We start from the raw sequence: 19779 nt of genomic DNA, 5'->3' as shown, positions 1-19779 counted from the left end.
TCCTGGCAAGATCAAGCCATTTTATGGTAATATAAGTGTGAAGAAAGTTTTTTGTACTATCCCTGAATTAGCTACTTTTTTATGATGAGTGTAGCAAGTAGATCGCGTATTTAGTTGCTTGTAATCCTTAGCATAACTGAAAGGGATACTGCTATGTTCTGGGAATTACTGCTTGATTTTGTTGCCTCCCCTTTAAAAATGTTGAGACGCTCGATTTATCGTCATCCGATCCTTACTTTTCGCTGGTTATTGTTTGGTGGTGATGCTGTGATGGTGTTGATATTCCTCCTCTTTCAGCCCTCTTTTAGACAGAAAGAATATGCTAGCTGGATGGCCGGACTCACTTTTATCATGGGTTGCCTGTTTACGTTTGCTATTGTTAGTGTTCGTCTTCATGGATATCGCCGTTATCGCGATCCCTGGTTGGCGGCGGCAACAGCTCTTATGTTCTTTTTTAGTGGCGTTTTGTTGCTGGTGAATGTGTTTATGAAGTAGCCTGCACATTTGGCCCCATGAAATGGATGCTCTGTCAAGAAAAGTTGGGTGTGCATCAAGAGAAGGCTCATTTTACTTTGGTAAAAAAGTGACGTCTTACCTATTGAAGGAAGATTGTTACCGTACTTTAGAAGCAATGAGCTACTGCTGTGACACGTAGTAGTTGTGTCTAAAATCGTTGATGTTTTTAACTGCAATATCCATCATGTGTATATCCATGATTTTGTATGCAATGGTGATTATACGTACATTTATGCATTGAAAAGGAGAAGGATGTAATGATTAGAAATGTTATTCAAAGACATAGATTAGCAAGTATCCTCATCTTTTTGGGAGCAATCTTCGCTTTTTTTGCCCTCCTTCCAGGCATTGGCGTCTGGACCACCGTCGATGCTGGTCATGTTGGAGTTGTGACAAAGTTTGGTGCTGTCAATCGTGTGGTAACGCCGGGCTTTATTCTCAAACTACCTTTTGTGGAAAGCGTCTATTCTATGGAGACTAGAACCCAAAAGGAGCAGGTTGAGGCCCTGGCTGCTTCGAAAGACTTACAACAGGTCACATCTACGATTGCCCTTAACTATCATTTAAGAGGGGAGAAGGCTGTTGATGTCTATCAAAATATAGGTGCTGATTATGTCGATCGGATCATCGCCCCTGCTGCACAGGAGGCCTTTAAATCGACCACCTCGCAATTTACTGCGTCCGATTTAATTGGGAAACGCGAGGAAGTCAAACAGATTGCCTATACTGAACTGAAGAATCGCCTTGGCAAGTATGACATCATTATGGATGATCTGAATATTGTGAACTTCTCCTTCTCACAAGAATTCAATGCCGCAATTGAGCAAAAAACTATTGCCGAACAAAACAAGGAGAAGGCTCAGATTGAAGCGCAGACAGCTTTGATTCAGGCTCAGGGTCAGGCTGACGCACAGAAAGCGCTCAAAGATTCTGGCAGTCTTACGCCTGAGTACCTGCAATTCTTAGCAATTCAAAAATGGGATGGCAAATTGCCGAGCGCAACAGATGGAGTGCCATTTATTCAGCTTCCAACAAAATAACGAAAGAATGAGTCGCTCTCATACCAGAGAGAAATAATCGTAAAATAGTGGTTAGCAGAAAGAATAATCGTAAAATAGTGGTTAGCAGAAAGAATAATCGTAAAATAGTGGTATAAGCCAGCTCAAGATTACACAGACTCCCCTCTTTTCAATACTGAAGAGAGGGGAGTCTGTGTATAGAATGACCAATTGGGCAGGGCTTTCCAATTCTAAAAATGGAGATGAAAAAGAAGAGTTTTCCTTGTAGAATAGAAAAACCAATCACACTCTCAAGGAAAACTCTGCATGGACTATACCACATTTTCCCTTCCCGAGAGGAAGGCAGAAATCAACAACCCAGCACTCTTTCTCTCTTTGTATCATCTCTTTCAACACCTTCCCGATCCCCGAAGAGGTCAGGGACAACGCTATGAACTGGCTTTCGTGCTCACGTTGGTCGTCGTCGCCAAGATCTGTGGAGAAAAAACCCTCAAAGGAGTCACTCAATGGGCACGCTATCGCAGGATGCTCATTGCGCAGCACTTTGGGCTCACGCGAAAGACGATGCCTTGCCAAACCACCTACAGCAATCACCTGGCCATGGTCGATCCTGCACAGTTGAGTCAACTGCTGGCTGATTTCTTTGTGCGATGGGAAGCGCAAGGTCGTTGCCAGGATGAACCGAGTCGTTTACGAACACCCGCAGGTGCCTACGAGCATGCCCATCTGGCCCTGGATGGCAAGACCGTTCGGGCAACGACCTCAGAAGAGACCCCGGTCCATCAATTGAGCTTGTATGAAGTCAACACAGGGATCATGCTGGCCCAGTGCAATGTGAGAGACAAGCAAAATGAGATCAGTGCGGCCAAGACGCTCTTCAACCCGGCAGTACTTAGAGGACGCATTGTCAGCGCTGATGCGATGCATACCCAACGGCACTTTTGTTCCCTGATTCATCACGCTGGTGGGTTTTACGTCTTGATAGCCAAAGGCAATCAACCATCCTTGCGAGAAGATATTGCCGATTTTTTTGAAGATCCCTCCCCTGATCGTCGACGGTGGAAGCAAGCCCAGACGTGTGAGAAAGGTCATGGGCGCGTGGAGAGGCGGGAGATCGTCTGTAGCCCCGACCTCAATGACTGGTTTGCCGCCACCTGGTGTGGCATTGAGCAAGTCTTTCGCCTCACCCGTGACACGGTGATCAGCAAAACAGGACAGCGCAGACAAGAAGTGGTCTATGGATTCACCAATGTGCCCATGCGACACGCGTCAGCGGATCGTCTGTTGGACGTAGTGAGAAAGCATTGGGCGATCGAAAATCGACTGCACTGGCGTCGAGATGTGACCTTGGGGGAAGATGGTTGTCAGTCACGGACCCAAAGCGTTCCCCATGTGTTAACCCTTTTGAACACCTGTGTGCTGAGCCTCATGGATCGCTTGGGGGTCAAAAATGTTCCCGACCAAATCCGTTGGTTTCAGCAGGACCCTACCCAGGCTTTTCTTCTGGTTCAGAAGGGAACATGCCATGTCGTTTAGAATTGGAACGCCCTGCCAATTGGGGGAGAAATCTGACGTCTATCCTGTCATTAGGTATAGTAATAATGCGTGGGGAGGAGGAGTGTGAAATCGAATGCAAGAAAGAGGTATCTATGCGTGTAAAGTTGCGTCCACTTAACGTCAACGATTATCAACCAATTATCACTGTTGTGGATGAATGGTGGGGAGGTGAACCAATGGCAGTTCATTTGCCGCGCCTCTTCTTTATTCATTTCCAATCTGGGAGCGTTGTAGCCGAAATTGAGGGACAGATTGCTGGCTTTCTTGTAGGTTTCCGTTCACAGACCCATGCAAATCAGGCCTATATCCATTTTGTCGCTACCAATCCACTTTATCGGGGTCAAGGAATTGCTCGTCAACTCTATCAACATTTTTTTAAACAAATGAGAGAATGGGGGTGTAATGAAGTGTATTCTTTGACTTCACCAACGAATAGTGGTTCAATTCAATTTCACCAGAAGATGGGCTTTCGTCTCTTGCCAGGAGATAAAGAACTGGGTGGTATTCCTGTTTCAACAGATTATGATGGACCTGGTCAGACGCTCGTTTTATTTCAACGAACGTTGTACCAATGAGAGCTTGTTCGTGGAGATGAAGCAGTCAGCATGATTGGTTCTGGTCTCTCTTTCATGGTTTAGCGCTATGATCAGCTCTTATGAGCTTTCCCAGTAGTTTTCGCACCTGGTTGCTTTAAGTTAAAACCCACAGTCAGTTTGATGACCTGTGGGTTTTTTGTTTGTCGCCTCAAAGTATAGTGAAAGTAATGCTCTTTGTATTGCCTGAATGAGTTCTGTTCGTATTCTAAGTACAGAGAAATTCGTACGAATTGATGAGTAAATTCGTTCCCAGGTTAATGGGAGTTATATCGGAGAGATTACGATTATGAAGCAAGAACAGAGCTCTTTAGATCTAGTTCTACCAGTGAGCCAGCGTGATCATGCTCAGGGCTCAGATGATGCTCCTCTTACATTAGTTGAGTATGGGGATTATCAATGTCCAGATTGTGGTGCTGCTTATCAGGTTGTCAAGGCAATCAAAGAGAAATTTGGGGATAAACTCCGTTTTGTTTATCGCAATTTTCCGCTTTCAACGGTTCATCCTCACGCTCAACATGCGGCTGAGGCAGCTGAAGCAGCGGGAGCTCAGGGAAAGTTCTGGCAGATGTACGAGCAGCTGTTTGCCCATCAGCAAGAGCTCTCAGATGACCAGCTGGCTACCTATATAGAAGAAATTGGACTGGATCGGAAGCAATTGCTGCATGATCTGGAGTCGCAAACTTATCGACAACGTGTGCATGAAGATTTGCAGAGTGGCTTAAACAGTGGGGTTGAGGGGACCCCAACGTTTTTTATCAACGGAGTTTTTTATGACGACTCTTACGACGTCGATACGTTCAATAGCGCATTAGAGTCAGCTTTACAAGGCTGAAAGTAGTGATTGGAGGGTTGGATAACATGAGCCATTTCACACCAAACGAGATCAAATATCTTTCGAGCCAGCCGCTTGGACGTCTAGCAACGGTCAATTCGCAGGGAGATCCGCATGTTGTCCCTGTCAGTTTTCGCTTTAATGCAGAGCTGGATACAATTGATATTGGAGGTTTTAACCTCTCTAAGAGCAAGAAATTTCGTGAAGCCGTGCAACATGGACGTGTAGCTTTTGTCGTTGATGATGTTTTGCCACCATGGCAGCCCAGGGGAGTTGAAGTGCGAGGGCTGGCCAGGGCTGAGACGCTGCAAGAAACGATGCAGGAAGGGATGGATGCTGAGATCTTGCGTATCACGTCCACGCATATTACCAGTTGGGGCATTGATAGTGATGCCTATCATCCCTCTAGCCGTTCAGTGCATTCGAACAGCTAGAGGGTGTCGATCATTGCCTGAAAAATGAGTTGATAATCACATTTTTAGTTGAAGTCTTCCTGATGGATGTTCGTATTGCTTAATAAGTTGGCGCAGAGCTCGAGGGCTAAAGGGTTTTCTAAGTAGTGCCACATCATCAGGAAGTATCTGACGAAATTGCTCCAGGGTCGCGTTGCTAACTGCAGTAATAATTACAAGTGGAAGCTGTGTTTCGCTGAAATTTTTGCGCAAACGGATGAAGACATCGGCTCCAGAAAGCTTTCCTGGAAGCATGAGATCAAGCACCACAAGATCATAAGGGAGCTGTCCAGTTGCATCAACATGTGCAAAGATAGCGTCTAATAGGGATTGACTGGAAAGATGTCTGGAGACTGTGTGGCTATCCATGACGAGAACAGTCTCGACATAGTCTAGGATGGCCGCATTATCATCGAGAACCGCAATGTTCATTCATTTTCCTCACCATTAACTTTTGTGTCTCCAATTAGGCTCCGCAAACAGCATTAAAATGGCATACCAGCAGCTGAACAATGTTTATTTATTATACACACAAGACGTGAAAATTGCAAAAGAAGGGGGCAGTTTTGTCGTTTAGAGCATTATTAAAAAAATGAGAAGAGGATCATATCACTGCCATTATCATATTGCCGAACTATCACTTTATGCGTTATATTGTAGTATTGTATATGGTATTAAATCAATGTAGCAAAAGGAGTTGATCAATGGTAGCGGATGCAGGAAAGAAAACAACGCGCCGAGCAGCAGATAATAGCTCTACTGCTTTTACCTATGCCCGTCATAGCGTTCCACATGTTCAGCATAGTGAGCGCAATGAAGATGCTCTTTTGGTGGATGAAAAGCATGGACTGGCTGCTGTCTTTGATGGCGTTGGCTCCAATCAGGGACAGATCGCATCTCGGCTGGCTGTTCGTACATTGCGCAGCCGTTGGCGGCATGTTCTGGACGCTCTTGTCATCGACGAGCAATTGCCCTGCCTTTCCTGTGAGCAGCTTGAGATCTCCTCTGTAATACAACAGCTGATCAGTGAGGTAAACCAGGAGATTATTTTAGAGGGGGATCGGTTAGCAGGGAAAGGTACTCGTCCGCAAGCACGCCCTGCTACAACAATGGCCCTGATTGCTCTTTGCGCGCAAACGGGGCAACAGAGCTATACAATGACGTATGCCCATGCAGGAGATAGCCGGATCTATCTGCTACGAGAGACTGAGCATCTACTGCGTCTGACTGAGGACGATGGGTATTTCTCTCTCTTATTGAGGGAAGGGGCCCTGACTCCTGCTGATATTATACGTATTGATCAGGCATTGACGGTTGACCAGTTAACCCACATTGAGCGAAGCTATTTTGATAAGCGCAACGGCATTACACAGGCCTTAGGCGATAAAGATCTTGCTCTTCACCTGGATCAGATACAGATTTTTCCTGGCGATCGTGTTCTCATTTGTTCGGATGGAATCCATGATAATCTCATAGATGAAGAGATTGAGACCATCATGCGTTCAGCTACGAGAACACGTGTTGCTTATAAATTGGTTATGAAAGCTATTCAGCGCTCATTAGAAAATGGCGGGAGCCTGCGCGCAAAAAATGATGATATGAGCGCCATTGTGATCAGTTGCCATCGTTAGATATTTAAGCAGATTTTTATGCAAGAAAATATACTTAAATATGTTTATGAAGCATCGACCAAATGGCCGATGCTTTTCTTCATGTTCTATTGTATACTTTCCTTGTTATCTTTCTAACATTCCGCACCTGATGTTTTAAATTTAAGCTCCAGGCCAGGTCACATTGTGGAGATACTCGTGATCTCTGCATTCCGAAATAGTCTGAGATGCTACCTTAAAAGTTTCTTGTGGAATGTGGGATCTTTCTCCTGTTTTGTCATTAAATCAAGAAGAGGTTTGGATGGATGGATACCCAGGAACAGGTAAATTATACCAGTCAGTTAAGGCAGATGCGTATTCTTGCCGAAGCTGCATTGACACATTATGATCTTGGTACTGTGCGATTGAGCTTACTGGCCCACCGTGGGAATACGATTTTTCGTGTGACTGCTATGAACAGGCAGAGAGTGTTTGAGGAGGGAGAGGAGAGTGTTCTGCCCGAGAGTGGGCGATTTGTCCTCCGTCTCTGTGATCCATCGAGTCTGGAAATGCCAATGTTGCAATCTGAGCTAATATGGCTGGCTGCACTGCGACGAGAGGCCGAGCTAGTAGTGCCTGAACCTGTTTTTACACGTACAGGTGAATTGGTCTTTAAGGTGATGGTTGAGGATGTGTCAGAAGTACGGTATGCAATGCTTTTTCGTTGGGTGGAAGGTCGTTTTGTTGATGGAGGGCTGTCTCCTTCTTTGCTGGAAAGAGTGGGAACCTTTATGGCTCGCCTTCACCAACATGCCCGTTATTTTACTCCACCAGCTGGATTTATTCGTCCACGTTGGGAATGGGAGCAGACCTTTGGCAGAGCGATATTTTTTGAACCTTCGTTGATAGATTCCCCTCATCAGAAGCTTATTACTCCAAAAGTTCAACATCTTCTCCATACAACCTGTGAATGGCTTCGTGAGGAGCTTCAGTCGCTTCCTCGCGATCCCGATAATTATGGGCTTATTCATTTTGATCTTCAACAGGAGAACTATCTATTCCATCAGGGCGAGGTAAGAGCGATTGATTTCAATGATTGTTGTTGGAATTATTATCTGTTTGACATTGCGATCACATTAGGTGGTATCGCCGGGAGACCAGACGAGCAGGCCATGCGTAAGACTTTTTTTAAGGGATACAAACGTATCCGTGCTCTACCAGCCCATTATGAAGAACGCCTTCATATTTTTACAGCTATTACTATTATGAAACGCATGCATTATTTGTGGACATCTTCTACTCCTACAACTCAAGCTGCATTTCCTGCCTATCTTCAATTTGCCTCTGAACACCTTCCGCAACTGATGAACCCGAAGGTAAGATCGACCTGAGCCAGCAACTCTAGATTTTTTGATGGGCGATGGCAGGAAATGCAGCCTCCCAGTGTAAAGCGGCACTGCAGGGAACTTCAATGAGCTGCTGTAATGAAATCTGGATATCCTGTAGCTTTTCTTCAAGCTGACTGTGCTGATGGAGATAAGACCCTGAACGTATCGAACGCTCAATAGACAGTAGCATAGTATCTATTCTTCGCATCCATTCTTCCACATCCCTGGTCGATGGCTTTCCATCCAGACTACGGATATGAGTGGCCAGCGTTGTAATACTATCGCAGAACTGCTGATTATAGGTTACTAGAGCATAGAAGAGTTCAACATTCCCGCGTTGATTGAGCGGCTCACCAAGAAGACGCTGAAAAGCTGCGGCTGCATTTGCGTTCTCTCTATATGCCTCATGGCTTGTCCGTTGCACATTATCCGGCGCTAGAGCGGTAGCCTGATAGCTTTGGAGGACCCCTCGTAAGAATGCACGATTAGCTGCAATGGTTCTGATTAACTGTTCCGGCAAACGTTCACGCTCCCAAAGTGGCCAGAAGAGATAGCCCGTGAGAAAAGCTAGCAAGCCACCAATAAATGTATTAAAAATTCGTATGACAGCGATCTGCCAATTTCCAGGCATAGAGAGATCCAGCATGATAACGACAAAGGGGGTAAGGAAAAAGACAAAGATCCCATAGTTTCCTTTGAGATGAGCAAACGCCATAAAGCCCAGGACAATCAGACAGGCCACGAGCAGTAGCTCATTGTGAACTGTCAATGCAATCGCTCCTCCTAGCATACCTCCAAAGGCTGTGCCGCTGATGCGTTGAATGCTTCGTTGATGAGTGCCTCCAAACTCTGGCTTGAGGATAAAAAGAGCGGTCAGAGGAATCCAGAAACCATTGTGCAGATGAAAAAAGAGATAGATAGCGACACTGATGGTCGTAACCGTCGCCAGACGAAGCGCGTGTCGAAAGACGAGCGAGCGAGCTGTCAGATTATTTTTTAAGGTCAAAAACGCTTCACGCCATTGCTTTGCCTGCTTCGTGTTTACTTGTGGCACGGTTGATGGATGAGCCTGCTGAACGGAAGCGGCAATTGTTTTGAGCGAATTATTCAGATGGCCCAATGAAACGATAGTGGCACGAACCTTTGAAAGTGCTGAAGGATGGTGCATCAATCGTGCCAGGTGCATGCGCAGATTATCCTGACTTGTTTCGATACTGGTGTATGTCTCTTGAAGCGATGCACGATCCAGTAAAATATCCTGGTCAATTGATTTTGCGAGATGCAGAAGCTCTTTCGCAATCTTTTGGACTGTATCCGCTAACAAATTTCGCATATCTGCAAGATTCGTCTGACGTGTAACGGCTTCTATACTTTCCACCAGAGCGATTGTCTCTTCAAAGAGCCGATCAGCATTGAACGTCAACATCAAAAGATGTTGTTCGATTGAACTGGAGCTTTCCTGTTGCACGCGAGATTGCACAACCACCTTATGGGCCTGATCATGGGCGGCCATTACAAGAGCTCGTTCGGATGTCACAAGCTCACTCCAACGCTGTTGTGTATCAAGCCTGGTTACTACATCATAGGCCTGCTGCATAAAGCTACTCAGAGATCGATAGTAATCGGCAACTGATCGTCTGACTGGTTGATAAGGGCGAAAAGGCCAGAAGGCTAATGAAAGGAGCATCGCCCAGGCCCCACCAGTCAGAAATGCCAGACACCTCTCTGAAGCCATCAGCAGATGAGCAGGCTGGCCCAGTGTAATGATAAAAATACCAATCACAACAAAGTTGACTTTCGCCCCCAAATTGCCATAGGCGCTTAGCATCGAGAAACAGAATGCCCAGAGAAACATAAGGGGTATCGCCAACCAGAAGATACCCCCAACCAGTGTGGCAATGAAAGCAGCAAGCGCCATACATATGGTCGCCAGGCCCATCGAAAGAGCACGCTGCCGATAGATCCCTCCTACATCAGCCAGACAAGCATAAAGACCTCCGAGAAAAGCCATTCCAGTCACGTCCAGGCGTTTCATCATCAGGCCAAGGAGGAGAGGTGGGATAGAGATCAGTGTAATTCTTAACCCGCTTAAAAAAGCATCTTGATTGAGAGAGACACTTAAGTGTATCAATTCATAAATAGTCTTCATTTGCTGACGAGTAGCAGCTTTGAAATTACTCAGGATAGTAGGCATGTGTTTGGTTCCGATTATAAATCTACGTGGTTTCGTCTACAACTTCAAACAACTTCCTCTTTAAGAGCTGAACATGCCTGGCATGTTCGTCTATGGATGCCTCTGAGAGGGTGTTTGTTTTAAACAGGCACATCTATGATGCGGAATTCAGGATAATTCTCAGCAGTTAAGAATGGGGGATGACTTTATCCAGTCAGCTCTATAGTAGAATGCGTCATTGTGCGTCGTCGTTGATACATTGCTAGTATACCATAAGTTTGAAAAATTTGTAGCTATTTTATCTGTATCTATAGAGTAGGAGTTACTTAATAATAGACCCTTACAATAGCATAGTTAGTTGAAGAAGACCAGAAGAAGTAGCGCACTAACAGTTTGAAAGCCACCTATGCTCACTTATGCATAGATGGCTTTGTATGTTTGATGCGTAGAAGCAGCTTTACTTGGCAGCTGTCTGGTTTGTATCTCCGATGACGCGGTTCAGGGTCTCGCGTTTAATGCGATAGGCCTGGCGGGTATTCACGTGAGGCAATACGACTGCTTCGAGCGCGCCCTGTTTTACCCAGCGGCGAACGGTGGTATCATCAACACGAAGAATATCGGCAACTTCAGATACAGTTAAAAGATCACTCATTTTTTTACTCCTTATCAAATTGTGATATAAGATCACCATATAATCTGGTGAGTTTAACCAAGTGAGAACGTTATGCAGTGGTCCAAATGAGGAATGCATAGGATCGTCTTGTGTAGATATTGTATAACACAATTCCCTATTTGTAAAGCAGTAAAAAAACAATTGTATCTGTATAACGGTAACCCTATTGTATATGATGGAAAGTTTCGACTATGAGCAGAAGCATTTTTGGGGATAGTTGCTGTGGTGTGTTCATATTCTAGTACTATCCCTAGGGGATGTCAAACCTGCGGACGTCACTATCGTCGAATAACTGCACTTTCATAGAGAGAACAGGTTGCTCTATATAGTTCTGCTGAAGAGAGTTGTTCTTTTAGTGATGGCTAATGTTGTTCTGAGGTGCATGTGTTAGTAGATTTAAAGTGTATTTTATCACTGTCTCTTCTTAACTTTAGATGGTTACAGTTGAATCTCACAGATTCCTTACAATAAATATGTGACCAAAAAAAATTTTGTTTCACCCTACCCACAAGTCCTGGTTTGTCAGAAATGCTATTGACGATGAACCAGCCTTCTGTATACACTTCTGTACAGGGATTATTGGAGAAGAAGGTGCCATTGTCTTTCGTTGCTAGTACATCCACTTTTTTTATCTTCTGCCATGCTCCTTTGGGACTATGCGGCAACAAAATTTGTTTGCAAAATGTTTAGAGTGACGTTTTTGTGCTGTCCTACCTTTTAATAAGACTGTCAGCAATACTGGAGATGGAATCTATGCAAGGCACCATGGATTGGTTAGTAGGTAGGACCTTTGGGGCATATCATGTAGATGCCCTGCTTGGACAAGGAAGTATTAGTGTCGCTTATAGTGCTCATTCATTGGAACAAAAGTTTCAGTGTATGTTGACGCTCTTTGTCTTGCCTGAAGCATGTGGGGAAAATGCTCGCAGACGGTTTATGGACCGTTTTATCTCGGAAGCTTCTCCGTTGCCTGGATTGAGTCACTCCAATATCGTGCCTGTTTATGACTTTGGGGAGTATGCTGGCTTTTCTTATCTTGTTACTCCCTTGGGAGAAGGTGGATCGCTGTCTGTCCTTTTGAAGCAGCAGATTTTTACCCCTGCACAAGCGCTTGCTATCATACGCCAGATTGCTGCTGGCCTGGAATATGCTCACCAATCAGGAGTTGTTCATGGTGGTTTGAAGCCTTCGGCTGTGCTATTGGGGACAGATGGAGGGATCCAGATTGCAGGGTTTCGTTTGACTCGTATGCTTGAGATGAGCGGCATTGGGACATTGCAGCAGTCATCAGATCATTTATTTAGTGTTGCTGGTACACTTTTAACGCATCCCGCTTATATTGCTCCAGAGGTTGTTCAGGGCGCTCCTATTGATGTAAAAGCTGATATATATGCTTTAGGATGTATACTATTTGAACTTTTAACTGGTCGCCCACCGTTTGTACATGATGATCCGATTGAGACGCTACGGCAACACGTGGAAGAGAGTATTCCGTCTGTTCATACTATTAATCCGGATGTTCCAGCCGCTTTTGATCTTGTCCTTCAGCGTGCTTTAGAGCGTAATCCTGAGCAGCGTTTAACTTCAGCTATCAAGTTGGTCAACCTGTTTGAGCGAACGTTAAGCATATTGGAAGGAGCTGCCCAACACCAGCCGTGGCAACCAGTTATGAAGCGTTCAGATTCTCAATGGTTAGTCGAAGAGATATCAGTCGCTCCCTACGCATTTGGCACCCCGAGTTTTGCCACGGCCTCCCTGGCAAGCCTGAGTGTAACCCCTGTCAATCTTCCTCAGAAGATGAGCGCTCACAGCATATCAGAGAGAACACCTCTCACTACGTCGATAGATCCTGTTGACCCAGAAACCTCTGGCCAGCAGGAGCAGCGGTTTGATCCATTTGACTGGTGGAAGACAGTGAAACCTTCCATCGCCCCTTCAATGCAGCCCCTCCCTGTAACGAAGGAACCCGTTCTTTCGGGGCGACGTAAATTTGTACAAGCTGCTAGTAGTATTGCCGCAGCCAGTCTGGCAGGGATAGGTGGTTTTGGCCTTCTGCACTATCTGCGGCAGCCTTCTGTTCAGGCCCAGGTTACACCGATACACCAGCAGAAACAAGCAGCTACAGTCTTAAAGAGCATCTCTAATAACAGTGCCCAGGCGTTTACGAATCCAGTCGATAAAGCGGAAAGCTTGTTAGTTCGCTTACCAAATGGTGCTTTCTATGCTTATGAAAGCGCATGTACTCACGAGGGAGTGGCTGTACAGTATGATCCTCAAAGCCAGAAACTGGTCTGTCCTCGTCATCATGCGACCTTTGATCCAGCTCATCAGGCAACTGTGGTCACTGGACCAGCCTCAGCCCCTCTGAAAGCGGTTCCGATTCATGTGCAAGCTGATGGATCGGTCGTTGTAGGATAGAAGGAGAGCTGCGTTGAAGAAAATACTGCAGCTCGTCCGAGTAAAGCGTTGCATAGTATTTTGAGGCACTCTTTTGGCAAAAACACCCACTACTTGAAGATTTATGGTAGACTATAATCTATACGCTGTTCTTTCTTTAACTGTACGCTGGTTTTGCGCGGCGAAATATAGAGACGCCTACTAAACCTTTCTATCTGAATATCTAAATATATATAGCAGGTGCTACATGCAAATGAAGTCTTCTTCTGCTTTCCCTGGAAAACACATATCCAGGTATGGCAGATGGCAGGTTGCTGGAAGAATTCTCCCTGCCATTCTGGTTTTAAGTATTATGCTGTCTCTTTTGAGTGCTTGCGGAGGCGGTGATCCACGTGTCCAGCAGACGGCAACTCAGAATCTGTCAGCCCTTAATCAATCTATTAAGCAAGCGCAAGATATTGGCGTTCCTTCATCCTTGCTGAAATCGGTTCTGAAGCAGAAGCAGGTTCTTAGCTCTACAAATGCTCCTCTAGCATTGTTCAATGAGCAGCCCGTGACCGATTATTATCAGAACCTTGCCACAAACTATGGGGTTTTGAAGACACAAATGAAAGGGATTATTCAAGTTGCAACTGAACAATCCCAGCAACAGGCTCAGACCGATCTTCAGAACTTACAACATTCACTTGCGACAAAAGCGAATCCAGAAGTTTCTCTTGATACATTGACGCAAGTCTACACACAAAATCAGGCTAGTCTGAAAGATGCGAAGACTCCGAAAGACTATCTAACGATTAGTGCTAATGTGAACACTGCGATCTCTACGCTCAATCTATTGCCAGCAACAGTCGAAAAATTGCAGTCGTTAAATCAGATCATTTCAATTTTGCAAACCAATAAACAGGATATTGGGGATCTGCAACAGCAATATGATGCAGATAAAGCCGATGTGGCTAAAGCAACTCAGCCGAAAGATATGGAGGCTGCGAGTCAGAAGATTGATGATCAGAGCCAGCAGGTTGCTTCGCGTTTTAATCAGCTTATTCCCCAACTTGTCCAGGCCAAGGTTGATGAACTGAGTGGGAAGGTTGATCAGATCAAACAGGCCGGTATTGATGCAACAAAATATCAGCAACAATTAGATGCCGATCGAGCCCAGACAAACAGTGTCAAAACGTTACAGGACTATCAGGCTTTCTCAAAGAAAGTTGATGCGGATGTTTTAGATATGCATCTGGATCTTGTGAAAGCTCAGACGATTATTCTTGTTCAACAATATCATCAAGAGGTTACGAATTGGGGGAATGCTCATACCTATGCTGATCCCTATAATGGTATAACGTATCCTCTGGATGGACCTTATATGACAAAAGGGTTGGGTGAAGATATCGATCGCGAGCTCAATGCTGCTCAGACTGAGGATGATTATCAGCAGGTTCTGACGGATACCCAGAATGCTATCTTTCATCTGAAGCAATTTGAGACCGATGCCAGTGATTCGACGTCATATGATCAGCCTCATGCAACCGATAAAGCCTTGCTTGATCACTATCAGCTTGGTGGTTCACATGTGATTGTTGTCTCATTTATTGAGGATGCACTACGCTATTATGTGAATGGCCAGTTGATTCGCTCTTTCCAGGTGACGGCAGGTCGTCCAGAGTTGCCACCAGTTCCAGGTCTCTGGTCTGTGTTGTGGCGGCAGTACAAGACCGTCTTTAAGTCGCCCTATCCCAAAGGATCGCCCTATTGGTATGAAGATACTCCTATCAATTATGCGATTATGTATCACACTGGTGGGTACTTTATTCACGACTCTTATTGGCGCAATGATTATGGTCCCTATACTCAGTTCTTCCATCATGACTCGAGTGGCAATGCCAGTGCTAATAATGGTACCCATGGCTGCGTGAATATGCGTACTGCCGATGTTGCCTGGCTTTACGACAATACTGACTACTCTACTCAGATCCTGATGTATTAAGTGCGTTCTCGAGAGTCTTGAAGTCTGATCGAGCCATTTGACTGGATTGGTTCATACACACTGTATGAACCAATCTTTTTTTATACAAGGGAAAGTCGCTTGTCTCTTTCCTCTGTTCCCCTTTCACAATGTGAGCCCCTCCATGGCTCAATTGGAAAACGGAAAACGGGGAAATGAAGCTATGGAGGGGCTGGCATAGTGGAATGTCGAGATGTGGAAGGAGACAAGCAACCTTCCCCACTGCTTTTGTTATCTTATGACTGTAAAAATGTTTAAAGTAGGCAAAGCCGCTTTTCTCTTTCCTCTGCTCCCACTCTGCTTTGTGAGCCCATACATAGCTTAATAGGGAAATGGGCAATAATGCTATGGAGGGGCTGGCATGGTGGAATGTCGAGATGTGGAAGGAGACAAGCAACCTTCCCTACTTGTATTATTGTATAATGCTCTATTTTGTATAAAAAAAACTGTAAAGTAGGGAAAGCCGCTTGTCTCTTTCCTCTGGTCCCACTCCGCTGTGTGAGCCCCTCCATGGCTCAATTGGAAGAGGAAAACGGGAACAGAGGCTATGGAGGGGCTGGCATGGCGGAATGGGACATTTAGGCAGGAGACAAGCAACCTGCCATACTTGTATGGTTATATCACGCACCATTTCGAATATAAAAAGATGTAAAGTAGATACAATCGTGTATGCCTTCATCTATACATTTACAAATTTGATTTCTTCTCTTTTGTATACTGCCATTAGTAGGTGGTATTTCTGTCTTCCACCTTTGTATGGATAATATAAGGAGAATTAAATGCATCGAAAGTATGCTGCTTTTGGCGGCGTTTTGTTAGTGCTAACTGCCTTTTCGCTCTTCGGTATCACATTTTTCCATCTCCATTCAGCTTACGCAGCCCCATCTTCAGAATGTTTAAAGAGCAATTTTAAGGATAAAGAACAGGTTGGGAAAGAGGTCGTGAATAAACTCCCTATCTGTCAGGGCATTACTCAAGAGGACATTACAGTAACCGTTCAGGCAAACCTGACGTTGCCAGTAGCTAATACATTGCATGTAGAGATTTGTGACAGTTCGCAAACATTGACAGGGGTGGCAAGTATTGCAGCAGGCCATTCTCATACGTTTAAGAACGTAACATTTGCGAATGGGACACAGTTAGAGGTGATGTCGTCAGCAGGAACGCTTCTAGCGACAGGTAATTATACGCTTCATGTTACTGTGACTGCCGATCAAGTTAGTCCCTCGTAACTTTGTATCAGTGTAGCAGATAGCCTCTTCACAAATGATAGTCTATCCTTTATACTAGTATCAGTAGATAGGCTTATCTATCATGTAAAAAAAAAGAATTATTGCTACAAAGCATATCAAAAGCTGCTAGGGGTGCCGCAAGGCTGAGAGGCGGGTAACTGCCGACCCTTTAAGAGAACCTGATCTGGATAATACCAGCGGAGGGAAGCGGCGATGGTCAGACGGTCTCTCTAGGGATTACCGTTGTGGTCACACCCTTCTCAGGTGTGGCTTTTTTTGTGCTCTGCAAAGGAAAGGTCTTTTGTGGAGAATGGTTTCTCTGCCTCGCCGAAACTTGTGCTGACCAATGTCAACAAAATGTATCGTGCTGGCAAACGCTCTCTATCAGTACTTGAGCAGATTGATCTGACAGTAGCAACTGGTGAGTTTGTCTCAATTATTGGTCCTAGTGGAAGTGGAAAAAGTACCCTTTTCAATATTATTGCTGGCATTGATCATCCTGATCAGGGCCAGATCCTCTTAGATGGTCAGGCTGATGCTCAAAGAGTAGGAGCATTTGGATATATGCCACAGCAGCCATTGTTACTTCCCTGGAGGACGGTTGAAGAGAATGTGCTATTAGGCCTGGATGTGCGTCATCAGCCTCGCAAACAGTCTCTTGTTCAGGCTCAAGATCTACTAAAACGGTTTGGATTGGCCGAGTTTGCTCATCACTATCCCGCAACCTTATCTGGTGGGATGCGGCAACGTGTGGCCCTGTTACGCACTGTTCTCTTTAATCATTCTTTTCTCCTGCTGGATGAGCCCTTTGGCGCCCTTGATGCTCTTACGCGTATGGCTCTACAGATGTGGTTATTAGATTTGTGGGCAAGCTTCTCATCTAGCGTTCTCTTTATCACTCATGATGTACGCGAAGCTATCTTGCTTTCAGATCGTGTCTACGTGTTGAGTGCTCGTCCGGCCAGGGTGCAGCGTGTTGTGGAGATTGATCTGCCACGCCCACGTAGACAAGAGCACCTTGCTTTAGCGTCAGCTATCAGGTTGGAGCAGGAATTACTTGATCTCCTGATGAAGGAGCAGCGTTTATGAAGCTTCGCCAACTAGCCAGTTATGGTCCCGCCTTTGTTCTCACTGCCAGCATCTTTTTGAGCTGGGAGCTGTATGTTCGTGCAGGGCTGATCAATGTATATGTCTTGCCCGCGCCTTCAGCCGTTCTACAAGCCCTGGTTGAGAATTGGGATGTTTTGCTTGGTCACACCATCCAGACAGCATTAGAGACGGTGCTGGGCCTGATGGCTGCTACTCTACTTGGTCTCTGTCTGGCGGTTGTTCTGGATCTTTCCACATGGATTCGCAAGGCAGTCTACCCATTGCTGGTCATCTCACAGACGATTCCGATGATTGCTCTGGCACCACTACTGGTTATCTGGTTTGGATTGGATCTAGGCCCGAAAGTGATTGTGGTCACGCTCTATTGTTTTTTTCCTATCGCAGTCTCTGTAGCTGATGGACTGGCTGGCGTCGACCCGGACCTGATCCGCTTAATGCAGAGTATGCGTGCATCTCGCTGGCAGATTCTCTGGCTTGTACGTTTGCCTGCTGCTCTGCCTTCCTTCTTTTCTGGTCTGCGTATTGCTGCAACCTATAGTATGACAGGCGCTATTTTCGGCGAGTATGTCGCAGCTTATCAAGGATTGGGCTTATACATGAAGACAGCTGCGAATGCGCACGCTATAGTGATTGTTTTTGCAGCGATCTTTGTGACAGCTTTTGTGAGCCTGCTCCTGTTTAGTTTTGTGAACTTGATCGAGTGGATTGCTCTTCCCTGGTATCATGCTTCGCGCAGCAAACCTGCTCGCTAAATTGTTCTTTATACATTTCGTCATTATTTGATGGGAAAGGGATTTTCTGCTATGAACTCACGTATACGTCTCCTTCTAAGTATAGGTCTGCCGCTACTGGTGGTCCTTGTTGTTGTAACAGCATTTTTACTCCAACAGCAGAAGAACTCAGGCGCTTCCGAAAACTCACATAAGCCTTTAACAAAGATGACTCTCGCTCTCGATTGGACGCCCAATACCAATCATACGGGCATCTATGTTGCTCTGGCGAAGCAGAACCATTGGTATGCCGATGAAGGGATTGATCTGCAACTGCTTCCCTATTCGCAGAGCATTTTGCCAGATACGCTGGTCAGTACAGGAAAGGCTGATGTGGGTATTAGCTCGACTGAGGCTATTGTCGCAGATGCAGCACAGAAGCAGCCAGTTGTTTCGATAGCGGCTATTGTGCAGCATAATACGTCTGCGCTGGTTACCTTAGCAAGCTCTGGCATTACGAACCTCAAAGAGCTTGATGGCAAAACGTATGGAGCCTTTGGGTATCCGTATGAATCCGCTGTGGTTTCTCAGATGATCAAACATAGTGGCGGAAAGGGAGATTTCAAGAGTGTTACCGTTGATGATCCGATGCAGGCCCTTGAGAATCACCAGGTCGATTTTGCCTGGGTCTTTGAAGGTGCGGAGGGGATTCAGGCCAAACATCAGGGTATTCAACTGAATACGTTCCCTATTATTGAGAATGGTATCGCCGATTACTATACTCCAACCATTATTACGAGCTCCCAGGAGATTCAGCAGAAGAGCGATCTTCTGAAACGTTTTATGCGTGCCACCGCCAGAGGCTATGAATATGCGCGCACCCATGTTACAGAAGCGGCCCAGGATCTTCTTCAAGGCACCCCCAAAGGAACCTTTCCTGACGAAGCTTATGTCAAAGAGAGCCAGCAATTTCTGAGTAGTCGTTATGCAGATAGTGGGCATAAATGGGGTGTACAGGAGGCAGCGGCCTGGCACAATTATCCCCAATTTATTCTGGATGCAGGTGGTGTCACAGATGCCTCCAATCAGCCAGTTAAGGGCCTTGAGCTAGATGCGTTATACACCAACCAGTTTTTGCCTTGAGCAAGCTCTTACAGGGCAATAAGGCAAGTATAACTAATCGCTCTTCTTGAGGCTGTTTGTTTGCTTCCAATATATATGAGCCAGTATGAGAGATGAAGAATGCTAGCAATCATCGTATCATTTTCATGCAAAGCCTGTGGGCAGGTTCTAGCGGGGAAGAAACAGCCGCTCGAACTGCTTCATCTCAGACATGAGTTGGCCCATCATTAAGTAGAGCAGTAAGGATGTCGTGATTTGTATTGGATGAGCATAATCCAGACGCATAGTTGGGATCTGCTCATCCAAATTTCTTTTCAGACAAAGTTATATATATGACGGCATCCTGTCGTCGATAATTTATAAGGCAATAGGTGTTCCTTTTGAGAGGTTTTACGGTTGTGAATCGTAGTA

At 45.5% G+C, this 19779-nt stretch carries 17 protein-coding genes and 1 riboswitch; of the genes, 14 read left to right on the top strand and 3 right to left on the bottom strand.

The window, feature by feature from the left end; translation table 11 throughout:
* Window positions 1-153: 153 nt before the first annotated feature.
* The 6 genes from EL628_RS29410 (at window position 154) to EL628_RS29385 (ending at window position 4954) form a co-directional block, all read left to right on the top strand.
* Window positions 154-495 carry a hypothetical protein gene (locus EL628_RS29410; protein ID WP_126583533.1) on the top strand — a complete coding sequence of 114 codons (342 nt, stop codon included), beginning with the start codon at window positions 154-156 and terminating at the stop codon, window positions 493-495.
* A gap of 278 nt (window positions 496-773) precedes the next feature.
* Complete coding sequence (locus EL628_RS29405; RefSeq protein ID WP_126583532.1) at window positions 774-1556, top strand: prohibitin family protein; 783 nt, start codon at window positions 774-776, stop codon at window positions 1554-1556.
* A 285-nt stretch (window positions 1557-1841) separates the two neighbouring features.
* Window positions 1842-3071 carry an ISAs1 family transposase gene (locus EL628_RS29400; RefSeq protein WP_126581053.1) on the top strand — a complete coding sequence of 410 codons (1230 nt, stop codon included), beginning with the start codon at window positions 1842-1844 and terminating at the stop codon, window positions 3069-3071.
* A gap of 113 nt (window positions 3072-3184) precedes the next feature.
* On the top strand, window positions 3185-3667 hold the full coding sequence (locus EL628_RS29395; protein ID WP_126583531.1) for a GNAT family N-acetyltransferase: 483 nt from the start codon (window positions 3185-3187) through the stop codon (window positions 3665-3667).
* Between the two features lie 307 nt (window positions 3668-3974).
* On the top strand, window positions 3975-4520 hold the full coding sequence (locus EL628_RS29390; protein WP_126583530.1) for a DsbA family protein: 546 nt from the start codon (window positions 3975-3977) through the stop codon (window positions 4518-4520).
* Window positions 4521-4546: 26 nt separating this feature from the next.
* The gene (locus tag EL628_RS29385) at window positions 4547-4954 is read left to right on the top strand and encodes a PPOX class F420-dependent oxidoreductase (RefSeq protein WP_126583529.1); all 408 of its coding nucleotides are present in this window, start codon (window positions 4547-4549) and stop codon (window positions 4952-4954) included.
* A gap of 36 nt (window positions 4955-4990) precedes the next feature.
* On the opposite strand, the gene EL628_RS29380 is transcribed toward EL628_RS29385, so the two are convergent.
* The gene (locus EL628_RS29380) at window positions 4991-5404 is read right to left on the bottom strand and encodes a response regulator (protein WP_126583528.1); all 414 of its coding nucleotides are present in this window, start codon (window positions 5402-5404) and stop codon (window positions 4991-4993) included.
* A 272-nt stretch (window positions 5405-5676) separates the two neighbouring features.
* Between EL628_RS29380 and EL628_RS29375 the strand changes: the two genes are divergently transcribed.
* Both EL628_RS29375 and EL628_RS29370 read left to right on the top strand, forming a co-directional pair.
* Window positions 5677-6603: a PP2C family protein-serine/threonine phosphatase gene (locus EL628_RS29375; protein ID WP_126583527.1), complete on the top strand. Its 927-nt coding sequence runs from the start codon at window positions 5677-5679 to the stop codon at window positions 6601-6603.
* A 284-nt stretch (window positions 6604-6887) separates the two neighbouring features.
* Entirely contained in the window at window positions 6888-7952 is a 1065-nt protein-coding gene (locus tag EL628_RS29370; RefSeq protein ID WP_126583526.1) for a phosphotransferase enzyme family protein, read from the top strand.
* 10 nt (window positions 7953-7962) lie between these two features.
* Here the strand turns inward: EL628_RS29370 and EL628_RS29365 are convergent, their stop codons facing one another.
* On the bottom strand, window positions 7963-10143 hold the full coding sequence (locus EL628_RS29365) for an FUSC family protein (protein ID WP_126583525.1): 2181 nt from the start codon (window positions 10141-10143) through the stop codon (window positions 7963-7965).
* Between the two features lie 436 nt (window positions 10144-10579).
* Window positions 10580-10774, bottom strand: coding sequence for a helix-turn-helix domain-containing protein (locus tag EL628_RS29360; RefSeq protein ID WP_126583524.1), 195 nt, complete (start codon window positions 10772-10774; stop codon window positions 10580-10582).
* A 774-nt stretch (window positions 10775-11548) separates the two neighbouring features.
* On the opposite strand from EL628_RS29360, the gene EL628_RS29355 reads away from it, so the two are divergent.
* The 6 genes from EL628_RS29355 to EL628_RS29330 all read left to right on the top strand — a co-directional run bounded on the left by EL628_RS29355 (window position 11549) and on the right by EL628_RS29330 (window position 19389).
* Window positions 11549-13213: a protein kinase domain-containing protein gene (locus EL628_RS29355; RefSeq protein ID WP_161975869.1), complete on the top strand. Its 1665-nt coding sequence runs from the start codon at window positions 11549-11551 to the stop codon at window positions 13211-13213.
* A 331-nt stretch (window positions 13214-13544) separates the two neighbouring features.
* Window positions 13545-15176 (top strand): L,D-transpeptidase, encoded by a 1632-nt coding sequence (locus tag EL628_RS29350; protein WP_161975868.1) that lies wholly within the window; start codon window positions 13545-13547, stop codon window positions 15174-15176.
* Window positions 15177-15973: 797 nt separating this feature from the next.
* Window positions 15974-16426, top strand: a complete 453-nt coding sequence (locus EL628_RS29345) for an RING finger protein (protein WP_126583521.1) — start codon at window positions 15974-15976, stop codon at window positions 16424-16426.
* Window positions 16427-16544: 118 nt separating this feature from the next.
* A riboswitch (TPP riboswitch) is annotated at window positions 16545-16649 on the top strand.
* 80 nt (window positions 16650-16729) lie between these two features.
* Window positions 16730-17515, top strand: coding sequence for an ABC transporter ATP-binding protein (locus tag EL628_RS29340; RefSeq protein WP_245994532.1), 786 nt, complete (start codon window positions 16730-16732; stop codon window positions 17513-17515).
* Window positions 17512-18288 (top strand): ABC transporter permease, encoded by a 777-nt coding sequence (locus tag EL628_RS29335; protein ID WP_126583520.1) that lies wholly within the window; start codon window positions 17512-17514, stop codon window positions 18286-18288. Before EL628_RS29340 ends, EL628_RS29335 begins: the two co-directional genes overlap by 4 nt.
* Before the next feature lie 51 nt (window positions 18289-18339).
* Window positions 18340-19389 (top strand): ABC transporter substrate-binding protein, encoded by a 1050-nt coding sequence (locus tag EL628_RS29330; RefSeq protein WP_126583519.1) that lies wholly within the window; start codon window positions 18340-18342, stop codon window positions 19387-19389.
* Window positions 19390-19779: the final 390 nt, after the last annotated feature.

The organism is Tengunoibacter tsumagoiensis (assembly GCF_003967535.1).
Classification (GTDB): domain Bacteria; phylum Chloroflexota; class Ktedonobacteria; order Ktedonobacterales; family Ktedonobacteraceae; genus Tengunoibacter; species Tengunoibacter tsumagoiensis.
This window is presented reverse-complemented; position numbering and strand designations above follow the sequence as displayed.

Bases quoted from the DNA above. Each gene is read 5' to 3' on its own strand.
- EL628_RS29370 (WP_126583526.1), top strand. From the start codon at position 6,888: ATGGATACCCAGGAACAGGTAAATTATACCAGTCAGTTAAGGCAGATG.
- EL628_RS29350 (WP_161975868.1), top strand. From the start codon at position 13,545: ATGCTGTCTCTTTTGAGTGCTTGCGGAGGCGGTGATCCACGTGTCCAG.
- EL628_RS29385 (WP_126583529.1), top strand. From the start codon at position 4,547: ATGAGCCATTTCACACCAAACGAGATCAAATATCTTTCGAGCCAGCCG.
- EL628_RS29380 (WP_126583528.1), bottom strand. From the start codon at position 5,404: ATGAACATTGCGGTTCTCGATGATAATGCGGCCATCCTAGACTATGTC.
- EL628_RS29335 (WP_126583520.1), top strand. From the start codon at position 17,512: ATGAAGCTTCGCCAACTAGCCAGTTATGGTCCCGCCTTTGTTCTCACT.
- EL628_RS29390 (WP_126583530.1), top strand. From the start codon at position 3,975: ATGAAGCAAGAACAGAGCTCTTTAGATCTAGTTCTACCAGTGAGCCAG.
- EL628_RS29375 (WP_126583527.1), top strand. From the start codon at position 5,677: ATGGTAGCGGATGCAGGAAAGAAAACAACGCGCCGAGCAGCAGATAAT.
- EL628_RS29405 (WP_126583532.1), top strand. From the start codon at position 774: ATGATTAGAAATGTTATTCAAAGACATAGATTAGCAAGTATCCTCATC.
- EL628_RS29330 (WP_126583519.1), top strand. From the start codon at position 18,340: ATGAACTCACGTATACGTCTCCTTCTAAGTATAGGTCTGCCGCTACTG.
- EL628_RS29395 (WP_126583531.1), top strand. From the start codon at position 3,185: ATGCGTGTAAAGTTGCGTCCACTTAACGTCAACGATTATCAACCAATT.
- EL628_RS29365 (WP_126583525.1), bottom strand. From the start codon at position 10,143: ATGCCTACTATCCTGAGTAATTTCAAAGCTGCTACTCGTCAGCAAATG.
- EL628_RS29400 (WP_126581053.1), top strand. From the start codon at position 1,842: ATGGACTATACCACATTTTCCCTTCCCGAGAGGAAGGCAGAAATCAAC.
- EL628_RS29410 (WP_126583533.1), top strand. From the start codon at position 154: ATGTTCTGGGAATTACTGCTTGATTTTGTTGCCTCCCCTTTAAAAATG.
- EL628_RS29360 (WP_126583524.1), bottom strand. From the start codon at position 10,774: ATGAGTGATCTTTTAACTGTATCTGAAGTTGCCGATATTCTTCGTGTT.
- EL628_RS29355 (WP_161975869.1), top strand. From the start codon at position 11,549: ATGCAAGGCACCATGGATTGGTTAGTAGGTAGGACCTTTGGGGCATAT.
- EL628_RS29345 (WP_126583521.1), top strand. From the start codon at position 15,974: ATGCATCGAAAGTATGCTGCTTTTGGCGGCGTTTTGTTAGTGCTAACT.